This window comes from Streptomyces sp. NPDC001492, assembly GCF_053597275.1.
In genome coordinates this window covers 73,218-95,997 of the sequence record NZ_JBSFHW010000004.1, presented here as the reverse complement: position 1 = coordinate 95,997, position 22,780 = coordinate 73,218, and the positions used below count along the sequence as shown (strand labels likewise).

At 68.3% G+C, this 22,780-nt stretch carries 15 protein-coding genes and 1 pseudogene; 4 read left to right on the top strand and 12 right to left on the bottom strand.

From position 1 onward, the window contains the following. Positions 1-92 precede the first annotated feature (92 nt). Complete coding sequence (dxs, locus tag ACWC1K_RS06450; protein WP_450829120.1) at positions 93-2,021, bottom strand: 1-deoxy-D-xylulose-5-phosphate synthase; 1,929 nt, start codon at positions 2,019-2,021, stop codon at positions 93-95. Between the two features lie 275 nt (positions 2,022-2,296). Between dxs and ACWC1K_RS06445 the strand changes: the two genes are divergently transcribed. Beyond that, positions 2,297-2,635, top strand: a complete 339-nt coding sequence (locus ACWC1K_RS06445; RefSeq protein ID WP_450829119.1) for a DUF6233 domain-containing protein — start codon at positions 2,297-2,299, stop codon at positions 2,633-2,635. Between the two features lie 794 nt (positions 2,636-3,429). Continuing rightward, positions 3,430-3,657: a hypothetical protein gene (locus ACWC1K_RS06440; protein ID WP_450829118.1), complete on the top strand. Its 228-nt coding sequence runs from the start codon at positions 3,430-3,432 to the stop codon at positions 3,655-3,657. Between the two features lie 322 nt (positions 3,658-3,979). Here the strand turns inward: ACWC1K_RS06440 and ACWC1K_RS06435 are convergent, their stop codons facing one another. From ACWC1K_RS06435 to ngcE, 9 genes and pseudogenes are all read right to left on the bottom strand, one after another. Further along, complete coding sequence (locus ACWC1K_RS06435; RefSeq protein ID WP_450829117.1) at positions 3,980-5,467, bottom strand: VCBS repeat-containing protein; 1,488 nt, start codon at positions 5,465-5,467, stop codon at positions 3,980-3,982. A gap of 338 nt (positions 5,468-5,805) precedes the next feature. After that, a pseudogene (locus ACWC1K_RS06430) lies at positions 5,806-5,991 on the bottom strand (quinolinate synthase NadA); the annotation flags it as partial. 221 nt (positions 5,992-6,212) lie between these two features. Next, positions 6,213-7,535, bottom strand: coding sequence for a sugar ABC transporter permease (locus ACWC1K_RS06425; RefSeq protein ID WP_450829116.1), 1,323 nt, complete (start codon positions 7,533-7,535; stop codon positions 6,213-6,215). Further along, positions 7,532-8,323 (bottom strand): ATP-binding cassette domain-containing protein, encoded by a 792-nt coding sequence (locus ACWC1K_RS06420; RefSeq protein WP_450829115.1) that lies wholly within the window; start codon positions 8,321-8,323, stop codon positions 7,532-7,534. Before ACWC1K_RS06420 ends, ACWC1K_RS06425 begins: the two co-directional genes overlap by 4 nt. 251 nt (positions 8,324-8,574) lie before the next feature. Continuing rightward, positions 8,575-9,669, bottom strand: a complete 1,095-nt coding sequence (locus tag ACWC1K_RS06415; RefSeq protein WP_450829114.1) for a sugar ABC transporter substrate-binding protein — start codon at positions 9,667-9,669, stop codon at positions 8,575-8,577. Positions 9,670-9,803: 134 nt separating this feature from the next. Next, positions 9,804-11,003, bottom strand: coding sequence for an ROK family transcriptional regulator (locus ACWC1K_RS06410; RefSeq protein ID WP_450829113.1), 1,200 nt, complete (start codon positions 11,001-11,003; stop codon positions 9,804-9,806). A gap of 181 nt (positions 11,004-11,184) precedes the next feature. Further along, positions 11,185-12,120, bottom strand: a complete 936-nt coding sequence (locus tag ACWC1K_RS06405; protein ID WP_450829112.1) for a carbohydrate ABC transporter permease — start codon at positions 12,118-12,120, stop codon at positions 11,185-11,187. A gap of 18 nt (positions 12,121-12,138) precedes the next feature. Continuing rightward, positions 12,139-13,074 carry a carbohydrate ABC transporter permease gene (locus ACWC1K_RS06400; RefSeq protein ID WP_450829111.1) on the bottom strand — a complete coding sequence of 312 codons (936 nt, stop codon included), beginning with the start codon at positions 13,072-13,074 and terminating at the stop codon, positions 12,139-12,141. Positions 13,075-13,141: 67 nt separating this feature from the next. Continuing rightward, positions 13,142-14,590: an N-acetylglucosamine/diacetylchitobiose ABC transporter substrate-binding protein gene (gene ngcE, locus ACWC1K_RS06395; RefSeq protein ID WP_450829110.1), complete on the bottom strand. Its 1,449-nt coding sequence runs from the start codon at positions 14,588-14,590 to the stop codon at positions 13,142-13,144. A 367-nt stretch (positions 14,591-14,957) separates the two neighbouring features. Here ngcE and ACWC1K_RS06390 point away from each other — a divergent pair, with 367 nt between their 5' ends. After that, positions 14,958-18,764: a GH92 family glycosyl hydrolase gene (locus ACWC1K_RS06390; protein WP_450829109.1), complete on the top strand. Its 3,807-nt coding sequence runs from the start codon at positions 14,958-14,960 to the stop codon at positions 18,762-18,764. Positions 18,765-18,975: 211 nt separating this feature from the next. Here the strand turns inward: ACWC1K_RS06390 and ACWC1K_RS06385 are convergent, their stop codons facing one another. Next, the gene (locus ACWC1K_RS06385; protein WP_450829108.1) at positions 18,976-20,049 is read right to left on the bottom strand and encodes a lytic polysaccharide monooxygenase auxiliary activity family 9 protein; all 1,074 of its coding nucleotides are present in this window, start codon (positions 20,047-20,049) and stop codon (positions 18,976-18,978) included. A gap of 286 nt (positions 20,050-20,335) precedes the next feature. Between ACWC1K_RS06385 and ACWC1K_RS06380 the strand changes: the two genes are divergently transcribed. Beyond that, the gene (locus ACWC1K_RS06380; RefSeq protein WP_450829107.1) at positions 20,336-20,950 is read left to right on the top strand and encodes a Uma2 family endonuclease; all 615 of its coding nucleotides are present in this window, start codon (positions 20,336-20,338) and stop codon (positions 20,948-20,950) included. A 35-nt stretch (positions 20,951-20,985) separates the two neighbouring features. Here the strand turns inward: ACWC1K_RS06380 and ACWC1K_RS06375 are convergent, their stop codons facing one another. Continuing rightward, entirely contained in the window at positions 20,986-22,470 is a 1,485-nt protein-coding gene (locus ACWC1K_RS06375; RefSeq protein ID WP_450829106.1) for a sensor histidine kinase, read from the bottom strand. Between the last annotated feature and the right edge of the window lie 310 nt (positions 22,471-22,780).

Below are 22,780 nucleotides of genomic sequence, written 5' to 3'. Positions count from 1 at the left end.
GTATGCCCCGGCGCGGACGGATTCACGCAGATGGGCCGCTTTCACCACCCTTGGCGGTGGTGGAAGCGGCCCATCCGGTCGTATCAGGTGGGTCAGTCGCGCGCGGGCTCCACCGAGTCCACCTCGGCCGCCTCACGGTTGAAGCGGCCGTCCAGCTTGGAGACCAGGCCGGTGACCTGGCGGGCGATGTCGGGAGCGGTGAGCCCGATCTCCGTCATGACCTCGGCGCGGGAGGCGTGGTCGAGGAACCGCGGCGGGATGCCGAAGTCGCGCAGCGGTGCGTCGACGCCCGCGTCGCGCAGGGCCTGCGCGATCGCCGAACCGACGCCGCCGACACGGGAGTTGTCCTCGACGGTGACGACCACGCGGTGCCGCTCCGCGAGCGGCGCCATGGCCTCGTCGACGGGCTTGACCCAGCGCGGGTCGACCACGGTGGTGGAGATGCCCTGCTTGTCGAGCAGGGAGGCGATCTCCAGGCACATGGGGGCCAGGGCGCCCACGGAGACGAGCAGCACGTCCGGGGTGTCCGTGCCGGGCTCGCGCAGGACGTCCATGCCGCCCACCCGTCCCACGGCGGGTACGGCGGGCCCGACGGCGCCCTTGGAGAAGCGCACCACGGTCGGCGCGTCCTTGACCTCGACGGCCTCCCGCAGCTGCGCCCGCACCTGGTCGGCGTCGCGCGGCGCGGCGAGCCTGAGGCCCGGTACGACCTGGAGGATCGACATGTCCCACATGCCGTTGTGGGAGGCGCCGTCGGTGCCGGTGATGCCGGCCCGGTCCAGGACGAAGGTGACACCGCACTTGTGCAGGGCGACGTCCATCAGGACCTGGTCGAAGGCCCGGTTGAGGAAGGTCGCGTAGACGGCGAAGACGGGGTGCAGTCCGCCGGTGGCGAGGCCCGCGGCGGAGACGGCCGCGTGCTGCTCGGCGATGCCGACGTCGTAGATCCGCTTGGGGAAGGCGTCCGCGAACTTCTTCAGGCCGACCGGCTGCAGCATCGCCGCGGTGATGGCGACGATGTCCCCCCGCTCCTTGCCGAGCTGCACCATCTCGTCGCCGAAGACGGAGGTCCAGTCCGCGCCGGAGGCCTTGATGGGCAGGCCGGTGTCGGGGTGGATGGGGCCGATGCCGTGGAAGCGGTCGGCCTCGTCCTGGAGGGCGGGCTGGTAGCCGCGGCCCTTCTCGGTGAGGCAGTGCACGATCACCGGGCCGCCGAACCGCTTGGCGCGCGCCAGCGCCGACTCCAGGGCCTCGATGTCGTGACCGTCGATGGGACCGACGTACTTCAGGCCGAGGTCCTCGAACATGCCCTGCGGGGCGATGAAGTCCTTGAGGCCCTTCTTCGCGCCGTGCAGGGTCTCGTAGAGCGGCCTGCCGACGACGGGCGTGCGCTCCAGGAGGTCCTTGCCGCGGGCCAGGAACCGCTCGTACCCGTCGGTCGTACGAAGAGTCGCGAGGTGGTTCGCGAGGCCGCCGATGGTCGGGGCGTACGAGCGCTCGTTGTCGTTGACGACGATGACGAGGGGGCGGTCCTTGGCGTCGGCGATGTTGTTGAGGGCCTCCCAGGCCATGCCGCCGGTCAGCGCGCCGTCACCGATCACGGCGACCACGTGGTCGTCGCGCTCCAGGATCTGGTTGGCCTTGGCGAGGCCGTCGGCCCAGCCGAGCACCGTGGAGGCGTGGCTGTTCTCGATGACGTCGTGCTCGGACTCGGCCTGCGAGGGGTAGCCGGACAGGCCGCCCTTCTGTTTCAGCTTCGCGAAGTCCTGGCGGCCGGTCAGCAGTTTGTGCACATAGGACTGGTGGCCCGTGTCCCACAGCACCTTGTCCTTCGGGGATTCGAAGACGCGGTGCAGGGCGATGGTGAGCTCGACGACGCCCAGGTTGGGGCCGAGGTGGCCGCCGGTCTTGGAGACGGCGTCGACGAGGAAGGTCCGGATCTCCTCTGCCAGCTGGTCCAGCTGCTCCAGGCTGAGCCGGTCCAGATCGCGCGGTCCCCTGATGCGGGTCAGCAGCGGCACCCGTGCCTCCTTGCAGTAGAGCTGTTGCCGGGCTCGTCGAGTCTAATGTTCCGCCTGCGCGGCCGACGCCCGGGCGGTGCGTGATAGGTCACGCGAACGGCCGTACCCAAGATCGGCCCCAGCCCGTCGCAGCGGACGTCCATCACCGTCGACGCTCTGCCCATCGTCTGCTCACCTCCCATGTCGCTCCCGCCTCTTCTCTCCTCACGTTATCGAACTAGAATTCGAACACCTGCGGGGTGCAGCCCCGAGCGGTGAAAGAACCGAGGACGGCCGTGTTCGACGATCTGCCCCCTGACCTGGAGCGACTGCTCACACTCCGGGTGTGGCACGCCATGTGGCTGCAGCGGATCGACCACAAGATCGACGCCGTCCGACAGCGGGAAGCCGAGCAAGAACACGGTCGGCGGCGGCGCCCGCCCGCCCCGGACTGGATCGTCGAACTCGGCATCGGCGCCGGGAACCCACCCGCACGGCTCCACGCCGGCGACTGCTACGCCGCCGCCGAACGCCGGCGACCCGTTGACCGGGACGAAGCCCGCCGGCTGCTCACCTCAGGGCTGCCCGCCTGCACCCACTGCTGCCCCGACCAGCACCTCGGCATCCTCGAGTAGCCGCGCTCCGCCTCGGCAGGGAGCAGGTCCCGGCCCTCACTCGACCACCGAGCCGACCTCGAGGCGCAGGCGGTCCGAAGCCCGGCATGGATCCGTGAGCGGCCGCGCGTTCCGCACCTCGTCAGTCCGGGTGAGGCCGGGCACGCCGGCCTTGTGCGACCTTCCCAAGGCCCTGGCCCCCGGCATGGAGAGACACCCCGGTGATGCGCAGCGCTCGGGCCAGGAACCCCGCAAGCCTTCCGGCCTGCCGGTCGGTGCCCACCGCGGCGGAGGCCGTGGCGGCCACCACGCAGCGGACGCCGATGCCGGCTGATCCGCAACACCATCTGGCGGCGGCGGAGACGGCATGGCGCGCTCGCCGAGCCCACGGCGCGTAGTGGCCAAGTCCCCGGGTATTCGTACCCGGCTGGACGGGGGCGGCGCAGCGCCTGGGGAGGTCCGCGCCGCCTCCTGTCCGCCGGTCGGTATCACGCGACGAGCGCATTCGGCCGGACGGAGCGGCAGGTGGCCGCATCCGCTGCCGCAAATCCGCGAGGGCTTACGGCAGGGGCGGCTACGAGTACTCGCCTGATGCATATGCTCTGACCTGAGGAAAGTGGCGATTTCGTCAGAGGGGTGACCGGCTGTCCCGCGGCAGCGCCAGGAAGGGTTTTTGATTTCCGCAATACGGCGCGGGCGGCGGCGAGCATGCGCTGGTTGTCGCTGCGTATCTGCTGCGCGGCGAGGGGGGCGGCTGCCGCAGCGGCGTCCAGGACCGACGCCCGTAGGGCGACGGCACGGGCCGCCTGACACATATGCTCGGCTCTCCGCTGCATCAGCTCCTTCCAACCGGTACGTGTCTGCGGGTCGATCCGGTCGGCCTCGCAAGCCACCACCTGGTCGACCGCAGCGTCGTGCAGCAGCACCGATCCGCCGTGCGTGCGGATGACGACGGCATCGCCGTCGACCAGATGGTCGACGGCGTATCACCGGCAACACCCGCTGATGACACGGGAATCGCGAAAGTGGATCTTGCTCGTTGATGATCACGCCCTGTGGGACGTGGGGAACTGACGAATGGACCGTGGGCCCGGCTTGAGCCGTTGCTGCCAAGGGACATCAAGCCGGGCAGGCCGGCCGCAGGTGTGGACGCGGCGGCAGTTGATGGACGGCATGCGGTGACGGACCCGGACCGGTGCTCCCCCCTCGGGCAGGATCGGCACGACGACCCCGTGCCGGACTGGGGGACCGCCAGATCGGACATGACTCGCATTCCGTATTAGCTGACGCTACGCCAGACAAGGGGCAGCCCCGACGGAACATGTCCGCCGGGGCTGTTGCCCGGAAGAGGACCCGTGAGGCGAGTCAGCGGGCAAAGCCGTTCCCGAACTCGGCGTCCGTGACGGGAGCACCGAGCGCGGCGGGCCCGAAGGCGACCGAGCCGGAGGCGGTTGGGCCGGTGCTGGTGGAGCGGAAGCCCCAGACGGCGCCGTCGGAGGTGTCCTCGCCGGGGGCGCCGACGTACAGCTCGGCGCGGCCGTCGTGGTTGGCGTCGACCAGCGCGGTGCGGCTGCCGAAGATGTCGTTCCGCTCGGCGGTGCCGGGCACGCCCGTGGTGTTCTGGTTGAAGGACACCGCGCCGCTGCCGGTGAGGCCGGACGCGCCACCGCGCAGCACGGCCACGGCACCCCCCGAGGCGACCGAGCCCACGTCCTCACCCGGGGAGCCGACTGCGACGTCGGCGTAACCGTCGCCATTGGCGTCCGCCACGGAGATGCCCAGGCCGAAGTCGTCGCCGTACTCGGACACTCCGGGCACACCCGCCGTGTCCTGGTTGATCGACGTCGTACGGGACGTGTCGGGCCCGTTCGCCGAGCCGTACACCACGCCGACCTGGCCGCCGAGGAGCGCCGGGTCGGTGGAGTCCTGGCCGTGGCCGTCGAAGGGGCGGCCGATGACCAGGTCGGCGTACCCGTCCTTGTTCACGTCACCGATGCCCAGGCTGGAGCCGCCGGGCACGTTGGTGCCGTCGGCCTGCTTCAGGGTGACCGGTGCGCTCAGTCCCTGCCCGGTGCCGTGGAGGTAGGCGACACGGTAGGCGACGCCCGGCGTCTCCTCGTCGTTGGTGTGGATGAGCGCGACGAGGTCGGTGATGCCGTCGTGGTCGACGTCCCCGGCGGCGACGTCGTCGGTGCTGTAGTGGATGTCGGGGTCGGTACCGAGGTCGAAGGAGAGGCCCGTGGACCCCGCGGCGCCGGCGGTGCGGGTGAACGGGCCGGTCAGCAGGCGCTCGTCCGTGGCCACGTCGAGGTGACCGTCGCCGTTGAAGTCGCCGACGGCGGGGTGCCTGGGTTGGACCTGATTGGACAGGTCGCCGGCTGCCACGACCCTGCCGCCGGACAGTCCCGTCTTCCCGCCCCAGACCACGGTCAAGGTGCCCGCGTTCTGCACGGACCCGACGTCCTCGCCGCTCGCGCCGACGACCAGGTCCGTGTACCCGTCGCCGTCCAGGTCGCCGAGGGCCAGGCCCCAGCCGAACCAGTCGTCGGTCTCGGCGACGCCGGGTATGCCGGCCGTGTCCTGGCTGATGGTCTGCCGGTGCCCGGTGTCCAGTCCCGTCGCGGAGCCGTACACGACGCTCACGTATCCCGCACGGCCGTGCCCGCCGATCATGCCCCACGGGGCGGCGACGGCGAGGTCCGCGTACCCGTCGCCGTTGAAGTCGGCACGCACGCTCTGCGCACCTGATACCTGCGTGCCGGCCGCGTGCGCGCTCACCGGGCCGACGACGGCTCCGACGACGGCCACGGCGGCCACGAGCCCGAGACGGGAACGAAACGTGCGCTTGCTCATGTGGTGTCCAACCCCTGCGATGAAAGAGCCCTGGCCCGACGGAGGAGCCAAGATCCTCACGCCGTCCCCAGTACGACTCCCCAGGTGGCGGCAGGGTTGCCCTGCCGGAACCGGGGGATCCGGCCGTCGGTGCAGACTGCGCCCCGGCCGGCCTCGGCATCCTCGTGTGGAGGGCCCACTCCTGGGGCGCATTCGCGAGCGAGCTCAGACTTTCAACCGGTTGGAGGCCGTGGGCTGTTCGGGGTGCACCGCCAGGGTCGAAGTCGGTGAAGCACACCCTCCTGATGCGCAACGCTGCGACATCGAGGGCTCCGAATGTGGCGCAGGTCACGTACGCATTAAAGCCTGTACAACGGCAGCGCCGGCATCCGCTCCTGCGCCAGCACCAGCCTCGCGAACGCCTCGGTCTCCTGGTCGACCTCGATCCGGTTGACCAGGTTGCCCTCGGCCAGGGACTCCAGCGCCCAGACCAGGTGGAGCAGGTCGATGCGGTTCATGGTCGAGCAGAAGCAGACCGTCTTGTCGAAGACCTCGGCGAGAGTACGCAGACGGCCGTCCGTGACATGACTGTGCCCGGTACCGCCATTGGCACCGGGCACAGGTATGGGGCAGGAGGGCCGCCGCAAGGCGCCCTGCAGGGGCGCGGGGCTGTGTCGATCTGCGGCTACCGCCGCGCGGGCGAGACCAGCCCAAGACGGCCGGCACCCGCAGTACCACCGCACCCCCACGGCGCGACCGCGGAGCGCTACGCGCGCCCCGCAGCCTTCTGGCTCCGACGGCTGACGGAGTCGATGACCACCGCACCCAGCAGAACCGCACCCGTGATCATGTACTGGATGGACGTGTTCATGTTGAGCAGGTCAAGGCCGGTCTGGATCGACTGGATGACCAGCATGCCCAGCAGGGCGGACCAGACCGAACCCCGGCCGCCGAACAGGCTCGTACCGCCGATGACCGCGGCGGCGATGGCGAGCATCAGGGTGTTGCCGCCACCGGCGGTCAGCGTCGCGCTCGCGGTCTGGCCGGCGAAGAACATGCCGCCGATCGCCGCGAACATGCCGGAGATGGCGAACACGGTGATGCGGACCATGGGCACGCTGATACCGGCACGGCGGGCCGCCTCGATGCCACCGCCGACCGCGAACACCTTGCGGCCGTAGGTGGTGCGCCGCAGTACGAAGTCGACGACCACGAGGCAGGCGAGGAAGATCACCAGAGCGTTGGAGACACCGGCGGCGTTGTTCAGCACGGCCGCGGCCACGAAGGACGCCACACCGAGCAGAGCGACGCGCACCAGGATCTCGCTGGTGGGACGGAAGGGCACCCCGGCGGCCCGGCGGCGGCGCTGCTCGTTGAACTGGCCCACGAGGGACAGGACGACGCCGAGGCCGGCCAGCAGGTAGGCACCGATGACGGCCTGGTCCATGAAGAAGGAGTTCTGGCCGAAGAGGTGCACGGGGCCGGTGTCGGCCGGGATGTTGATGGTGCCGCTGGAGCCCAGCAGCCACAGCATCAGACCGTTCCAGCCCAGGAAGCCGGCGAGGGTCACCACGAAAGCTGGTACGCCGATCCTTGCGAAGAAGAATCCGTGCAGTGCGCCGATACCGATACCGGTCAGGATGGTCAGGACCAGCGCGAGCCAGTCGTTCATCCCGTGCTCGACCACGAACACGGCGAAGATCGTCGAGGCCAGACCGCTGACCGAGCCGACGGACAGGTCGATCTCGCCGAGCAGCAGCACGAACACCAGGCCGATGGCGAGCATGCCGGTGGCCGACATGTAGTAGCTGATGTTGGAGAGGTTGTCCGCGCTGAGGAAGCGGTCGTTCTTCAGCTGGAAGATGGTCCAGATGATGATCAGACCGATGACGACCGGCAGCGAGCCCAGCTCGCCGCCCTTCACCTTGCGCTTGAACTCGGTGAGGTAGCCCTTGAAGCCCTCTTCACGGACCAGCAGTCGCGGGTCGACGACGGCGACCCGAGCGGCCGTCGGGTCGTCGGCCGGGGCCACGGTCCCCTGTTCCTCCGGCGCGCTGTCCGTCTTGGAAACCTTGGACGTGTCGCTCACTGTGCCGCCTCCGTGCTGCGACGCCCCGCACGACGGGTCACGGCGTTGTCCGTGGCTCCGGTGATCGCGGCGATGATCTCTTCGTGACTGGTGTCCTTCACGGGGAAGGAACCGTTGTTCCTGCCCAGGCGAAGGACGGCGACGGTGTCCGCGACGGCCTTCACGTCGGCCATGTTGTGGCTGATGAGGATGACGGCGAGGTTCTGCTCGCGCAGCCGCTCCACGAGGTCGAGGACCTGGGCGGTCTGCTCGACGCCGAGGGCGGCGGTGGGCTCGTCGAGGATGACGACCTTGGGCTCACCGATCAGGGCGCGGGCGATGGCGACGACCTGACGCTGACCACCGGAGAGGCTCGCGATCGGGATGCGCACGCTCGGGATGCGGATGGAGAGCGTGCTCAGCAGCTCCCGGGCCTTCTTCTCCATCGACACCTCGTCGATGACGCCGCGGTGCAGCAGCTCGCGTCCGAGGTAGAGGTTGCCGACCACGTCAAGGTTGTCGCACAGGGCGAGGTCCTGGTAGACGGTCGCGACGCCGAGTCCCTGGGCGTCGTGCGGCTTGTTGATGCTGACCGGGTTGCCCTCCCACTCGATGACGCCCTCATCGATGGGGTGGACACCTGCGATCGTCTTGACCAGGGTCGACTTCCCTGCGCCGTTGTCGCCGACCAGGGCGACGACTTCTCCGGCGTGGACCTCCAGTTCGACATCGGTGAGGGCCTGGACCGCACCGAATCGCTTGGAGACTCCGCGCAACGCCAGCACGGGCGTAGCGGACACGTGAACCATCTCCTTCGCCGCCTGACCGGCGGGGATGCCGCGCTTGGGGTAGTGCGCGGAGAGGTGTGCGAAGACGCACGAGGTTTACAGGATGAACATGCGCGAATCCGCTGCCGTTGGCAACGGTTCCGTCCGGCGCCCGTCCCGGTAGCGGGGTATGAAGGCCGGGGCGGACGCCGGACAGGCTTCGCGGGACCGCCGTGGGGCGGTCACGGCTGCGGTGACTGCCCGGGGGTCCGGGCAGTCACTCGGGCACTCGGCTACTCGAGGCCGGCGGACTTGCAGGCCTTGGCGTAGGCGGAGGTGCAGATCTGCTGGACGGTGTACAGACCGTCCTTGACGACCGTGTCCTTGATGTTGGCCTTGGTGACCGAGACCGGGGTCAGCAGCTGGGAGGGCACCTTGTCGCCGGAGCCGCTGGTGAGCGTCGTGGTGGCGAGGGAGGAGATGCTCTTGCCCTGGGCCAGGTCGACCGCGAGCGTCGCGGCGCCCTCGGCCTCCGGCTTGTAGGCCTTGTAGACGGTGCTGGACTGGCTGCCGACGAGGATGCGCTGGATGGCAGCGAGCTCCGCGTCCTGACCGGTCAGCGGGATACCGGAGATGCCGGCGCCCTTGAGGGTGTTGGCGATACCACCGGCCATGCTGTCGTTGGCGGAGTAGACACCCGCGATGTTCTTGGCACCGAGCTGGGTGATGGCCGCGGACATCTTCTGGGCGGCGACGGTGTCCTTCCACAGGCCGGACTGCTCGTAGGCGATGTTCACCTTGCCGTCGAGGGCCTGGTGCGCGCCCTTCTTGAACTGCGCGGCGTTCGGGTCGGCGTCGTCGCCGTTGATCATGACGACCTTGGAGCTCTTGGTCGCCTTGGAGCCCAGCGAGGTGAGCAGCGCCTGGCCCTGCAGCTCGCCGACCTTGACGTTGTCGAAGGAGATGTACGCGGAGACCGGGCCCTGCGCGAGACGGTCGTAGGCGACGACCTTGATGCCCTTGTTGACCGCGGTCTGGATCGAGGACTTGATGGCCGCGGAGTCCTGGGCGCTGATCACGATGACCTTGACGCCCTTGGTGATCATGCTGCTGACCTGCTGCGCCTGCTTGGCCGCGTCGGCGTTGGCGTTGGCGTACTCCACGGAACAGGTGGAGCAGAGCGCCTTGACCTTGGACGTGAAGAGCGGCCGGTCGAACTGCTCGTAACGGGTCTGCGTGTTGTCGGGAAGAAGCAGACCGATCGAGGCCTTGGTGCCGCCGCCGGAGCTGGAGCTGCCGGAGTCGTTCTTCTTGTCACCGGCCTTGCCGCAGGCGGCCATGGACAGTGCCATCGAAACCGCGGCCGTGCCGATCACGACTCTACGCATCGTTGCGTTCATTTGGGGGTGCCTCCCTGACAGGGCCGCAACGCTGCGGCCGAGGTGGCTGGAAGTCAACTCGGCCACACGTGCGACGTCAAGAAGTAAATACTTAACGAGATGGCAACGGCGTCATGCGTTCTCTAAGTGAAGGCAGGTGTCGCAGTCGACAAGGTGCCGTCCAAAAGGGTCGAATCGCCCATCTCGCTGAGCGCGAGAGCGAGCGCTCCGAGCACCTCCGCACGGCCCCCAAGTGCCCCCGGGAGAACGGACAGTTGGCGCGCTGCACTGGGGATCGCATAGCGGCCGACAGACTCCCTGATGGGCCCGAGCAACAGCTCACCGGCCTCGGCGAGATCACCGCCCAGGACCACCCGGCTCGGGTTCAGCAGATTGCAGAGATTGGCGACTCCAGAACCGATGTGACGACCGACGTCGGCGATCACCCGACGACAGCCCGGGTCTCCGTCCCTGGCCAGCCGCACGACGCCTTCCATCGTCAGGTCGGTGCCGTGGCTCGACTGGAGCAACGGAAGTACGTAGCGCGCTGCCGCAAAGGTTTCCAGGCATCCCCGGTTACCGCAGCGGCAGACAGGTCCGGATTCATCGAGTGTAATATGTCCGATTTCTCCCGCAGTGCCACCGGGTCCCCGGTAGATCTTCCCGTCGATCACCAGACCCGCGCCGACACCGCTCGCGACCTTGATGTACGCCAGGTCCCTGACCCCCCGGCCACTGCCCCAGACCAGCTCGCCGAGGGCGCCGAGGTTGGCGTCGTTGTCCACGTGTACGGGCACGCCCAGCCGCCCCCGCAGCTCCTCGGCGGGCTTCGTACCGATCCAGCCGGGCAGGATCGCGGACGAGCCGAGGGTGCCGGACTCTACGTCGATCGGACCGGGCACACCGAGGCCCACGCCCGCGACTTTGGACCGGTCGACACCGGTTGCTGCAATCAGGCGATTGACCAGCTCTTCCGCCCGGTCGAAGCCCTGCGCCGAGGAGGCGTCCACGTCCAGCGGCTCGGACTCCTCGGCCAGTACCTGGTGGGCGAGGTTCCCGACCGCGACGCGCAAATGCGTATGCCCGAAGTCCACGCCGATGACGATCCCGGCGTCGCCGCTGAGGGAGACGCTGCGGGCTCTTCGGCCACCCGCCGATGTGGGCGTGACCTCGACCGTTCCGCCGTCCTTGAGCTCGCGGACGATGTTGGAGACCGTTGCCGCGGACAGCCCCGTGGTCCTCGCGATCTCCGCCTGCGTGAGTGACCCGGCCAGCCGGACGGCCCGTACGACCCGCTCCAGGTTGGCTCGGTGCAGTGACGACTGCGACCCCGGAGTCTCCACGACGACCTCCTGCGCGCGGGACCGCTTCAATGAGGCCCCGTCTATGTCCAACTAGTGAACTCTAAGCTGAGCTGTTCGGGTCGCCTCCCGTCAAGAGGTTGAACTGTTTCCGGGTCCTTGTGCACATGGCTCAGCGCCGCTCCCGGGGCCGGGAGCGGCGCGCGCCGACGGTTTCGGAGGGCTACTTCAGGGTGGCCGAAGTCAGTCCCGCCTGCACTTGGCGCTGGAACGACAGGTAGACCACCAGCATGGGGATCATCGCGATGGTCACGCCCGCGAAGAGGACGGGCAGGTCGGAGGCGTAGCCCTGCTGCTGTTGCAGCTGGATGAGCCCCTGGGTGAGGACGTACCGCTCGGGGTCGCTGCCGCTCTGCGGCTGCATCAGCACGGTCGGCAGGATGAACTGGTTCCACTGGCCGAGCGTGTTGAAGATGCCGACGCTGATCAGCCCCGGCTTCGCCATCGGCAGCATCACCTGGAAGAAGGTCCGAGTGTGCGAGGCCCCGTCGAGGACCGCCGCCTCGAAGACCGCTGTCGGCAAGGTCCGGAAGAAGGCGTGCATGAAGAACACCGTGAACGGCATCGAGTAGGCGATGTAGACCAGGATCAGGCCCTGGTAGGTGTTGAGCATGTCCAGCCGCTTGACCATGAAGAACAGCGGGACGAGGGCGAGGAACACGGGGAACATCGCGCCGGCGACGAAGAAGTAGTACAGCAGCCGGTTGCCCCAGAACTGGTAGCGGGCGAGAACGTACGCGGCCATGGAGCCGAGCAGCATCGTCAGAGGCACGGAGAAGACCAGGACGATGAGGGTGTTGAGGAAGTAGTCGCCGATGCCCTTGTCCCAGGCCCGGCGGAAGACGTCGAAGGTCCAGTTGTCGGGCCAGCCGAGGGCCGACCCGCCGATCTGGGCGTCGGTCTTGAAGGAGCTGAGCACCAGCCACAGCAGTGGCAGCACGATCAGCAGCGCCCACAGGGCGAGGAAGCCGTGCGAGAAGACGTTCAGCACGACGCCTTCGCTGCGCTGCTCACCTGCTCGTGCCGGGGCCTTGCCCGCCGGGCGCTGGGGCGGAACGGTACCGCCCGAGGGGACGGTCTCCTTGAGGGGTGCGCTCATCGTTGTCGTCTCTTCCGCTCAGAACTCGACGCGCTCGCGGCGGGTGGCGCGCAGCATCACCAGGGACAGGACCAGCGTGAGCAGCAGCATGACCACGCCCATGGCGCAGGCATAGCCGCTCTTGCCGAAGTACTGGAAGTTGCGCATCATCACGGTCGACATGACGTCGCTGTGGTGATCGGGCCCTCCGCCGTACGCGCCCATACTCGCGGTCATGGAGGAGACCAGGACGAACATGTCCATTGCGACGATGCCGAGGTACACCCAGGCGGTCTGCACGGTGTCCCACAGCAGCGGCAGGGTGATACGGAAGAAGGACTGGTTGCGCCCGGCGCCGTCGATGAGCGCGGCCTCGTAGATGTCCTTCGGGATGGACTGCATGGCGGCCGAGAACAGCACCAGGTAGAAGCCGACGCCGTGCCAGACCACGGCGACGATCAGCGCCCACAGCACCAGGTCGGGATCGTTCAGCCATTCCGTGGGATTGCTCGCGTCCACCAGGCCGATCTTGATCAGCAAACCGTTGAGCAGACCACCCCCGTCACTGCGGTACACCGCGTTGAACAGCACCGCGACAATCGCCAGCGACAGCACCTGCGGGAAGAAGTAGATGATTTTGTAGAACTTGGATCCGGCGACACCCTGCACCCCGCCGGCCTTGCTGCGCCCGCCCGCATTCACCATGAAGGCGAAGAACAGGGCGAGCAGAATGGTGATCACCGGGATGAACACCAGGAACAGGATGTTGTGCCAGATGGCCTGCGTGAAGACGTCGTCCTGGAACAGCGCCCTGTAGTTGTCCAGTCCGACGAACTTGAAGGTCTGTGACTGGCCCTTCCAGTCGGTCAGCGAATAGCCGAACGTCTGCATGTACGGCCAGATCACGAAGATCAGATAGAGCGCCACGGGAACGAGGAGAAATCCCGCGACGAACCTGTACTGCCCTCTGCGCATTGGCGTTTCCTGCTCCTGGTGTCCTCCCCCGGACCGGATTTCTCCGGTCCGGGAAACGGCGTTGCGGTCAGTCCCGGTGGTTCTTCTTGGAGGCCGGGTCCTTGGCCTGCTTGTCGACCGCGGCCTGGCACCGCTTGAGCCACTCCTTCGGCTGGATGCGCTTGGACATCAGCTCGTTGGACGCAGCCTGGATGGCCGTGTCCATCTCGCTGTACCACTCCGGGTAGAGGTAGCGGAAGGTGTTGTCACCGGCCGCCTTGGACGCCTCGACCGTGGACTGGGTGCCGGGGCGGAGCTTGACACTCGCGTCGACGCCGTCCTTGAGGATGGTGAGGGAGTTGGCCTCCTTGGCGAAGAGCGTCGACCACTCCTTGGAGAGCATGTGCCGCATGAACTCCTTGGCGCCCGGCAGGTTCTTGGCCTTCGCCGGGATGATGAAGGGCTCTCCGGAACCGGCCCGGATGGCTTCGAAGGGCAGCTTGCTGTCGGGCAGCAGGGGCATCGGCATGAACTTCATGTCGAAGTCCGACGGCGTCTGCTTGAGCTGCTCGTTCTCCAGCCAGGAGCCGCAGGTGATGAACGCGGCCTTGTACTGGTTCCAGCGCGTCTGCGACTCGGTGTGGGTCAGGCCGTTCGTGCCGGGCATCAGCAGGCCCTTCTCGACGACCTCGTAGATCGCCTCGACACCGGCCAGCGCCGCGTCCGAGCCGACGAACGCCTTGGGGTCGAGGTTGTCGATCGCCTTCATCGCCTCCAGACCGCCCGTCTTGGCAATCAGGTCCATGATGGCGACGTTGATGTAGTACGGGTACTTGCCCTGGTGGGCGAGACCGCCGATACCTTCCTTCTTCGCCGCCTGGCAGACCTTGATGAAGTCGGCCCAGGTCTTGGGCTCCTCCCAGCCCTTCTCCTTGAAGAGCTTGCCGGAGTACCACAGACCCCACACCGTGTAGATGTAGTTGAGGGCGACGATCTTGCCCTCCTGCATGCCCGCGTCGAGGGTACCGGGAATGATCATGTCCCGGACCTTCTTGCTCGGATCGTCGACCGACGGCGCGTCGAGGACGGGGGCGAGGTCCAGCAGCTGGCCGTTCTTGTACAGGACGTCGACCTTGATCTGCTGAGCGCCGGAGTCGTCCACGATGTCCGGCGGGTTGCCCGCGTTGAAGCGGGGCTGAAGCTTTCCGGTGATCTCCTGCGTGCCGGTGTGGGTGGAGGTGATGCCGAGCTTCGTCTTGAAGTTCGCCTCCCACGCCTTGGCGTAGTCGTCGCCGTATCCGCCCTTGAAGACGACGACGTCCAGCTTGCCGCCCTTCTCCACTCCGAAGGGGTTCGACTTGGACGTCTTGCCCTGGTTGGAGTTGTTGTCGTTGTTGTCTCCTCCGCCGCCGCTCGCACACGCCGACAGGAAGCTCATCGTGGGTACGGAGATCAATCCGAGCGCGGCGGACCGCCTGATCAGATCGCGGCGGCCGACGCCTGCGGTGCCGTTGTTCTCGGCCGAAGTGGATCCCATGCTCAAGTCCTCGCCTTCTCCAGGACTCAGGCGGTGAACCGGATCCTTCCCGGCACCGCGGTCAGGTCAAGCAGGGTCGTGCAGGAAGTGCGGATGGTGAAGAACGGATCGGGTGAATCGCCGACAGGTATAGTCCACTTCCCGCCAACGGAGCAAGATCGAATGCAAGGTTGGCCAATGGTCTTATCCGAGTTGAGACCTCCAGGAAATATGAGGCGCCTGTGGCCACCTTGCCGGAAAAATCCGCGACATACGCCCCGAATGCCACAGCCAACACCCTTGACATCACTGAGCACTTGACCCACTACTGGTCTCTGCGCGTCACAGTTGACAACGTTGTCCCGAAGCGCAGGGAGGGTGCTGGCGTATGCGGCACAGAGCTCGGCACAGATGGGGTCCGGCGGTCGTGATCACGGCCGCCTTTGTCATGGCGGTGGGCTCGCAGGGCGCGGCGGTCGCCCTGCCCGACGCGCCGCCGAAGGCCGACCGGGAGTTCGCCTCCTCCTTCGAGGCGGGTGATCCGGCGCCCGACTGGCTCAACACCGTCGACACCGCGGCGGACGGCAGCAAGCGGGCCTCCGGTGTCGACGGCGGCTACAGCACCGGCATCCCGGGCAATGTCACCGACCATGTCACGGACGTGCGCGCCAGTGCCGAGAACACGGGCGGCGGCGAGGTGAAGGAGAACCTCGTCGACGGCGAGTCCGGCACCAAGTGGCTGACCTTCGATCCCACCGGCTGGGTGGAGTTCGACCTGGACAAGCCGATCAAGCTGGTGACGTACGCGCTCACCTCGGCCAACGACTTCGCCGAGCGCGACCCGAGGGACTGGACCCTCCAGGGCTCCACCGACGGCAAGGACTGGAAGACCCTCGACAGCCGCTCGGGCGAGTCCTTCGGCGAACGGTTCCAGACGAAGTCCTACGACCTCGCCGAGCCGGCCGAGTACCAGCACTTCCGGCTCGACATCACCAGGAACAACGGCGCGGACGACATCCTGCAACTGGCCGACGTGCAGTTCTCCACGGGCGGCAGCGGCGGCCCGGTCCCGCAGGACATGCTCTCGCTGGTGGACCGCGGCCCGAGCGGATCGCCCACCGCGAAGGCGGGCGCAGGGTTCACCGGAAAGAGGGCCCTGCGTTACGCCGGACGGCACACCGCCGACGGACGGGCGTACTCGTACAACAAGGTCTTCGACGTGAACGTGGCCGTCGGCCCAGGCACCCGGCTGTCGTACCGGATCTTCCCGTCGATGGCGGACGGGGACCGCGACTACGACGCCACGAACGTGTCGGTCGATCTCGCCTTCACGGACGGCACCTACCTGAGCGATCTCGGCGCGACGGACCAGCACGGGTTCGCGCTGTCACCGCAGGGCCAGGGCGCCTCGAAGGCCCTCTACGTCAACCAGTGGAACAACGTGGCCTCGCGGATCGGGTCGGTCGCGGCCGGCAGGACGGTCGACCGGATCCTGGTGGCGTACGACTCCCCCAGGGGCCCGGCGAAGTTCCGCGGCTGGCTGGACGACATCGCGATCGAGCAGGTCGCGCCCGAGCAGCCGAAGGCCCATCTGTCCGACTACGCGCTCACCACCCGCGGCACCAACTCCAGCGGCGGCTTCTCGCGCGGCAACAACTTCCCCGCGACCGCCGTGCCGCACGGCTTCAACTTCTGGACGCCGGTGACCAACGCGTCCTCGCTGAGCTGGCTGTACGACTATGCACGTGCAAACAACGACGACAACCTGCCGACGATCCAGGCCTTCAGCGCCAGTCACGAGCCGAGCCCGTGGATGGGCGACCGGCAGACGTTCCAGGTGATGCCGTCCGCCGCGCCGGGCACCCCGGACACCGGGCGTCAGGCCCGTGGGCTGGCGTTCCGGCACGAGAACGAGACCGCGCGGCCGTACTACTACGGGGTGCGGTTCGAGAACGGCCTCAAGGCCGAGATGGCCCCCACCGACCATGCGGCGGCGCTCCGCTTCACCTACCCCGGCGAGGACGCGAGCGTGGTCTTCGACAACGTGACGGAGCAGGCAGGGCTCACGCTCGACAAGGACAACGGGATCGTCACCGGCTACTCGGACGTGAAGTCCGGGCTGTCGACGGGCGCCACCCGGCTGTTCGTGTACGGCGTGTTCGACAGGAAGGTGACGGACGGGTCGTCGAGCGGGGTCAAGGGCTATCTGCGCTTCGACGCCGGCGACGACCACGCGGTCACCCTCCGCCTGGCCACCTCGCTCATCAGCGTCGACCAGGCCAAGGACAACCTCCGCCAGGAGATCCCGGACGGCACGTCCTTCGACACGGTGAAGAACCGCGCCCAGCGGATCTGGGACCGCCTTCTCGGGAAGGTGGAGGTCGAGGGCGCGACGCCGGACCAGCTGACCACGCTGTACTCGTCCCTGTACCGGCTCTACCTGTACCCCAACTCCGGCTTCGAGAAGGTCGGTTCGACGTACCAGTACGCCTCCCCGTTCTCGCCGATGCCCAGCCAGGACACCCCGACGCACACCGGCGCGAAGATCGTGGACGGCAAGGTGTACGTCAACAACGGCTTCTGGGACACCTATCGGACGACCTGGCCCGCGTACTCCTTCCTGACGCCCTCTCAGGCGGGCGAGATGGTCGACGGGTTCGTGCAGCAGTACAAGGACGGCGGCTGGACCTCGCGCTGGTCCTCCCCCGGTTACGCGGACCTGATGACGGGCACCTCCTCGGACGTGGCGTTCGCGGACGCGTACGTCAAGGGCGTCCGCTTCGACGCGAAGGCGGCGTACGACGCGGCCCTGAAGAACGCGACGGTCGTGCCCCCGCAGTCGGGCGTGGGCCGCAAGGGAATGGACACCTCGCCCTTCCTCGGCTACACGAGCACCGACACACACGAGGGCCTGTCGTGGGCGATGGAGGGCTATGTCAACGACTACGGCATCGCACGGATGGGCCGGGCGCTCTACAAGAAGACGGGCGAGCAGCACTACAAGGAGGAGTCGGAGTACTTCCTCAACCGCGCCCAGGACTACGTCAACCTGTTCGACTCCAAGGCCGGTTTCTTCCAGGGGAAGGACGCCAAGGGCGACTGGCGCGTGGACTCCGCCAAGTACGACCCCCGTGTCTGGGGCTACGACTACACGGAGACCAACGGCTGGGGCTACGCCTTCACCGCCCCGCAGGACAGCCGGGGCCTCGCCAACCTCTATGGCGGCCGCGGCGGCCTCGCCGACAAGCTGGACGAGTACTTCGCCACCCCCGAGACGGCCTCCCCGGACCTCGTCGGCTCGTACGGCGGAGTCATCCACGAGATGACGGAGGCACGGGACGTCCGGCTGGGCATGTACGGGCACTCCAACCAGGTCGCGCACCACGTGATCTACATGTACGACGCGGCCGGACAGCCCTACAAGGCGCAGAAGAACGTCCGCGAGGTGCTCTCGCGGCTCTACACCGGCAGCGAGATCGGGCAGGGCTACCACGGCGACGAGGACAACGGCGAGCAGTCGGCCTGGTACCTCTTCTCCGCGCTCGGCTTCTACCCGCTGGTGATGGGCGGCGGCGAGTACGCCGTCGGATCACCGCTGTTCAAGAAGGCGACGGTGCATCTGGAGAACGGTGCGGACCTGGTCGTCGAGGCACCGAGGAACAGCGCGCGGAACGTGTACGTACAGGGTCTGCGGGTCAACGGCCGTCCCTGGGCGTCGACTTCGCTTCCGCACTCGCTGCTTTCGCAGGGCGGGGTCCTGGAGTTCGACATGAGCGCGAAGCCCTCGCCCTGGGGCACCGGCAGGAACGCGGCGCCCGTGTCGATCACCCAGGACGACAAGGTGCCGACGCCGCGAGCGGATGTGCTGAAGGGTGCCGGGCCGCTGTTCGACAACACCTCGGCCACGGACGCGACGGTGACCTCCGTGGACCTGCCGGTGTCCGGGCCGGTCAAGGGCCTCCAGTACACGGTGACTTCGTCGTCGGACCACACAAGGGCGCCGACCGGCTGGACGCTCCAGGGCTCGGACGACGACGGCACCACGTGGCAGACCCTCGACAGGCGGTCCGGCGAGTCCTTCACCTGGGACCGGCAGACACGCGCGTTCACCGTGGGATCCCCGGGAACGTACGGGAGGTACCGACTGGTTCTGGACGGCGAGGCGGTGGTGTCGGAGGTCGAACTGCTCGCCTGAGCAGCCGCATGGGGACCCTCTCGCGTCAACTGGTTTGACAGCACTGCCGGTTGAGGCGATAGGGTCCATGTACAGACCATGCGACAACGTTGTCGTCGTATGCGGTGTCTCCCCGAGCCAGCACCACCCGAGGCAGGTACTCCCCCGGCCTGCCCCGGCTCGCGGACCCGGTGGAAGAACCACCGCCACCGGGTCCGCCCCGAGCCGCGGTTCAGCCGACCCGGCAGGGCAGGCTCGTCGCCGTATCACCGCCGTCGCCCGCGACGACGTATCCGAAGGTCGCGCTCCTGCCCGGAGCCAGCGAACCGTTCCAGTCGGCGTTGTGGACCATCACGTCCTGGCCGTCGTAGGTCGCGTTGCCGTTCCACAGGCTGTCGACCTTCTGGCCGCTCGGCAGCGTCCAGTCGACCATCCAGCCCAGCATCGGGACGTCACCGGTGTTGGTGACGGTCACCTCGGACTGGTAGCCGCCGCTCCAGCTGTTGGTGGTCCTGCGGACGGCCTCGCACTTGCCGGGTACGGGTTCGGTCGGGTTGCCGGGGTCGTGGATGCCCGTGACCTCGCCGTGGCCGCCGTCGAAGACGACGTCGGAGCAGGAGTAGAAGGTCTCCGCGCTGTCCGAGCGCTGCCAGACCATGTAGACGATGTGGCGGCCCGACTTGCCGGCGGGGAGCTGCCCCGTCCACGAGTAGTTGGCCTCGACCGTGCCCGGGGTGCCGTTGAGGGGCGGGTGGTCGACGGTGAGGAAGGGCTTGTCCTCGATGTCGTCCCAGGTGAGGGGCTTGGTCGGGTCGAAGCCGTCCTTGGTGATGTAGACGTGGAACCAGCCCGGGTGCGCCGCCCAGGCGTTGTACGAGAAGTCGACGGTCGCACCCGAGGTGAGATGGGTGAGCGGCCAGTCGTTGCGCGGTGCGTTGAAGCCCGTGAAGTTGGGGTTGCCGCCGCTGCACAGCTGCCCGTCCGGTACGAAGCCGCGGGTGCGGCCGGCGCCGTCGGAGCGCAGCACGGAGAACCAGTTGTAGAACGGCGTGGTGCCGCTGACCTGTTGGGCCGCCTTGCAGGCCGGGTTGACCGGTTTGATCTCACCGGTGCTGGTGAGGCCGTCCTGCCAGCACAGGAAGGTACGGCTGCCGGGTTTCATGGGCGTGCCATGGGCTTGCGCCTTGCCGCCTGCCGTGACGACGAGGGCGAAGGCGGGGACGGCTGCGAGGAGCGAGACGAGGACGAGGAAGAGAGCTCTGGCCGTTAATCGGCGCGCCGGTCGGCGCATTTTTGTCAGGATCATGACAGATACATCCTTCAGGTACGGCCGGGTGGATGCGTGCGTGCGGGTATGGGCGGGGTGGGGGCGCCCCAGGGCGGCGGGTTCCGGTCCGTCGCACATGGGAGCGCTCCCACCCCGCGTGTGGGGAAGGTAGCGCCGCTTGGGCCGGTTGTAAACGGGAAGCGCGGGAGGGGTATGCCGTGGGGGGCGCGACGCGCGTCAACCGTGCGCCGTGGCAGCACCGCTTCGGGTGGCGGTACCTTCGTACGTACGATCATGCCGCGTATCGGCGTCCACACTGGCGTCCATGGGAGCAGTGATGACCACACCCCAGCAGGGACGGGCCACCGAGGACACCTGGATGTTCCCGCCGGCCGACGGCTGGACCTTCGACCAGGTCAAGAACTTGGAGCTGCCCTTCGACTGGGAACTCGTGGACGGACGGATCGTGGTTCGAGGACAGACCAAGTTTTGGCACAACCGTGTACGGGACAAGTTCGCGGTCTCGCTGGAGGCGGCACGTATCCAGCCGTACGAGGTCGTGGCTGAGCAGTGCGTGATGGTGGACGACCAGAACACGCCCAAGCCCGACGTGATCGTCTTCGATCCGCGGAAGCTGGACTTCTTCGAGCTCGAGTGTGTCCCCGTGGGGAAGGTGTCGCTCGTCGTGGAAGTCGTCTCCCCCGGCTCCCGCCAGGACGACCGCGTACGCAAACCCGCGCTCTTCGCCCAGCACAAGGTCCCGTACTACTGGCGCGTGGAGCTGGACCGCGACCAGAAGCTGGCGGTGCACGAGTACTGGCTCAACGCGGACACTCTCTCGTACTTTCCCGCGCCGTCGCACCCGGTGCACCACGACAAGCTGGTCACCGAACTGCCGTTTCCCATCGAGATCGACCTCGACGCACTCCTCGGGTTCTGATCCCGCCGTCCATCTCTTCTTCTTCGATCGAGCTGTTACCGGGAGGCGACAGCTGTGGTCCGTTCCACGGACACGACGCCCGCCGGCGGCAGCTCGATCGTGAACTCGGTGCGCCCCGGGGCGCTCTCCACGTGGCTGCGGCCCCCGTGTGCCGAGACGATGGACTCCACGACCGCAAGCCCCAGCCCCGACCCGCCGTCCGCCCCCGGCGCCCGGGCGCGGGACGTGTCCGCGCGGGTGAACCGCTCGAAAACCCTCGGCAGCAACTCGGCCGGAATGCCGGGCCCGTCGTCCCGCACCCGTATGACGCACCGCTCCGCCGTCGCCTCCACCTCCGCCACCACCGCAGTGCCCGCAGGGGTGTGCATACGGGCGTTGGCCAGCAGGTGGGCCACCACCTGGTGGAGGCGGGCCTCGTCGCCGAGGACCAGGGCCGGGGTGGCGAGGGAGAGGGCGAGTTGCCAGTCGTGGCCGCTGCCTCCCGCCCGTGCGTCCCAGAGGGCCTCGGCGACCACGGCCGCCAAGTCGACCTCGGCGGCCGGGAGCGGGCGGCCCTCGTCCAGGCGGGCCAGGAGCAGCAGGTCTTCCACCAGGCCTGTCATACGGGCCGATTCCGCCGAGACGCGGCGCCAGGCCAGCACCGGCTCGATGCGGTCCGTGCCGCGGTTCATCAGCTCCGCGTAGCCCGCGATGGATGCGAGGGGGGTGCGCAGTTCGTGGCTCGCGTCGGAGAGGAAGCGGCGCATGCGTTCCTCGTCGTGCCGGCGTTCGGCGAGGGAGGACTCGACGTGGTCGATCATGCGGTTGAGGGCGGCGCCGACCTGGCCGACCTCGTCGGCGGGGTCGGTGTCCCGGGCGGGGACGCGGGTGAGGCCGGTGACCTCGCCGCGGCCGAGCGGTGCGCGGGAGACCTCGACCGCGGTGGCGGCGACCCGGCCGAGAGGGCGCAGCTGGCGTCGTATGACCACGGCGCAGACGATGCCCGCCACGGCCAGTCCGGTGGCCGCGACGACCGTCTCGGTCTCGACCAGTCCGTCGATCATGTGCTGGACGTCGTGCATGGGGAGTCCGGCGAGGACGCGGATCCCGTCCGAGTCGAGCCCGGCGACCCGGTAGGTGCCGAGGCCGGGGACGGTGACGGTGTGCCTGGAGCCGTTGGGCGCGATGCCCTTCAGGGCGGTGCGCTGGCCGGTCGTCAGGTTCTGCGGCAGGGCGTCCTGCCTGACGAGCGCCGCGGAGACGACCCCGCCGTGGTCGTCGAGACGGGCGGCGATCATCCCGACGGGGTGGCCGTTCTCGGTGAGGAAGGAGAGGTTCGCCTTGTCGTCCGGTTGCAGAGCCGCCCCGCCCAGGCTGCGCTCCGCGGCTTTGCTGACGCGGCCGTCCAACTCGCCCATGAGAGAGGCCCGTTGGACCACGGTGGTGGTGAAGGTCATCGCCGCGCAGACGACCACCAGGGTGGCGCCGACGAAGAGCAGCAGTCGGGCGCGCAGGGAGCGGGCGACCGGGCGGGCGGTCATCTGCCGCTCTCCGTCGGCCCGATGGTGTGCCTGGCGGAGGGGGATACCACGCGAGCCGACGGCTCCTGTCGCTCAGCACCGGGGCACGGAGGCGACTGGAGGCCGGGCAGCATGCCGTAGCGCACGACGGTCTGCGGGGCGCACCCCCGGGCGATCCACGGCGCGCTGCGTCCGTCGCCGTCGACGACGAGGACACGGTCCCGGCCGGTTCGGGACGCGGAGATGCCTGACATGTCTCGATACTGTCCCGGTCCGCTGAGGGAACCCTGTGTTCCACCTGAGGGTGGGTGATGACCTGGGATTTCCCGGC

Bases quoted from the DNA above. Each gene is read 5' to 3' on its own strand.
- ACWC1K_RS06400 (WP_450829111.1), bottom strand. From the start codon at position 13,074: ATGCGCAGAGGGCAGTACAGGTTCGTCGCGGGATTTCTCCTCGTTCCC.
- ngcE (WP_450829110.1), bottom strand. From the start codon at position 14,590: ATGGGATCCACTTCGGCCGAGAACAACGGCACCGCAGGCGTCGGCCGC.
- ACWC1K_RS06385 (WP_450829108.1), bottom strand. From the start codon at position 20,049: ATGATCCTGACAAAAATGCGCCGACCGGCGCGCCGATTAACGGCCAGA.
- ACWC1K_RS06420 (WP_450829115.1), bottom strand. From the start codon at position 8,323: ATGGTTCACGTGTCCGCTACGCCCGTGCTGGCGTTGCGCGGAGTCTCC.
- ACWC1K_RS06375 (WP_450829106.1), bottom strand. From the start codon at position 22,470: ATGACCGCCCGCCCGGTCGCCCGCTCCCTGCGCGCCCGACTGCTGCTC.
- ACWC1K_RS06390 (WP_450829109.1), top strand. From the start codon at position 14,958: ATGCGGCACAGAGCTCGGCACAGATGGGGTCCGGCGGTCGTGATCACG.
- ACWC1K_RS06435 (WP_450829117.1), bottom strand. From the start codon at position 5,467: ATGAGCAAGCGCACGTTTCGTTCCCGTCTCGGGCTCGTGGCCGCCGTG.
- ACWC1K_RS06405 (WP_450829112.1), bottom strand. From the start codon at position 12,120: ATGAGCGCACCCCTCAAGGAGACCGTCCCCTCGGGCGGTACCGTTCCG.
- ACWC1K_RS06440 (WP_450829118.1), top strand. From the start codon at position 3,430: ATGCTCGGCTCTCCGCTGCATCAGCTCCTTCCAACCGGTACGTGTCTG.
- ACWC1K_RS06415 (WP_450829114.1), bottom strand. From the start codon at position 9,669: ATGCGTAGAGTCGTGATCGGCACGGCCGCGGTTTCGATGGCACTGTCC.
- ACWC1K_RS06380 (WP_450829107.1), top strand. From the start codon at position 20,336: ATGGGAGCAGTGATGACCACACCCCAGCAGGGACGGGCCACCGAGGAC.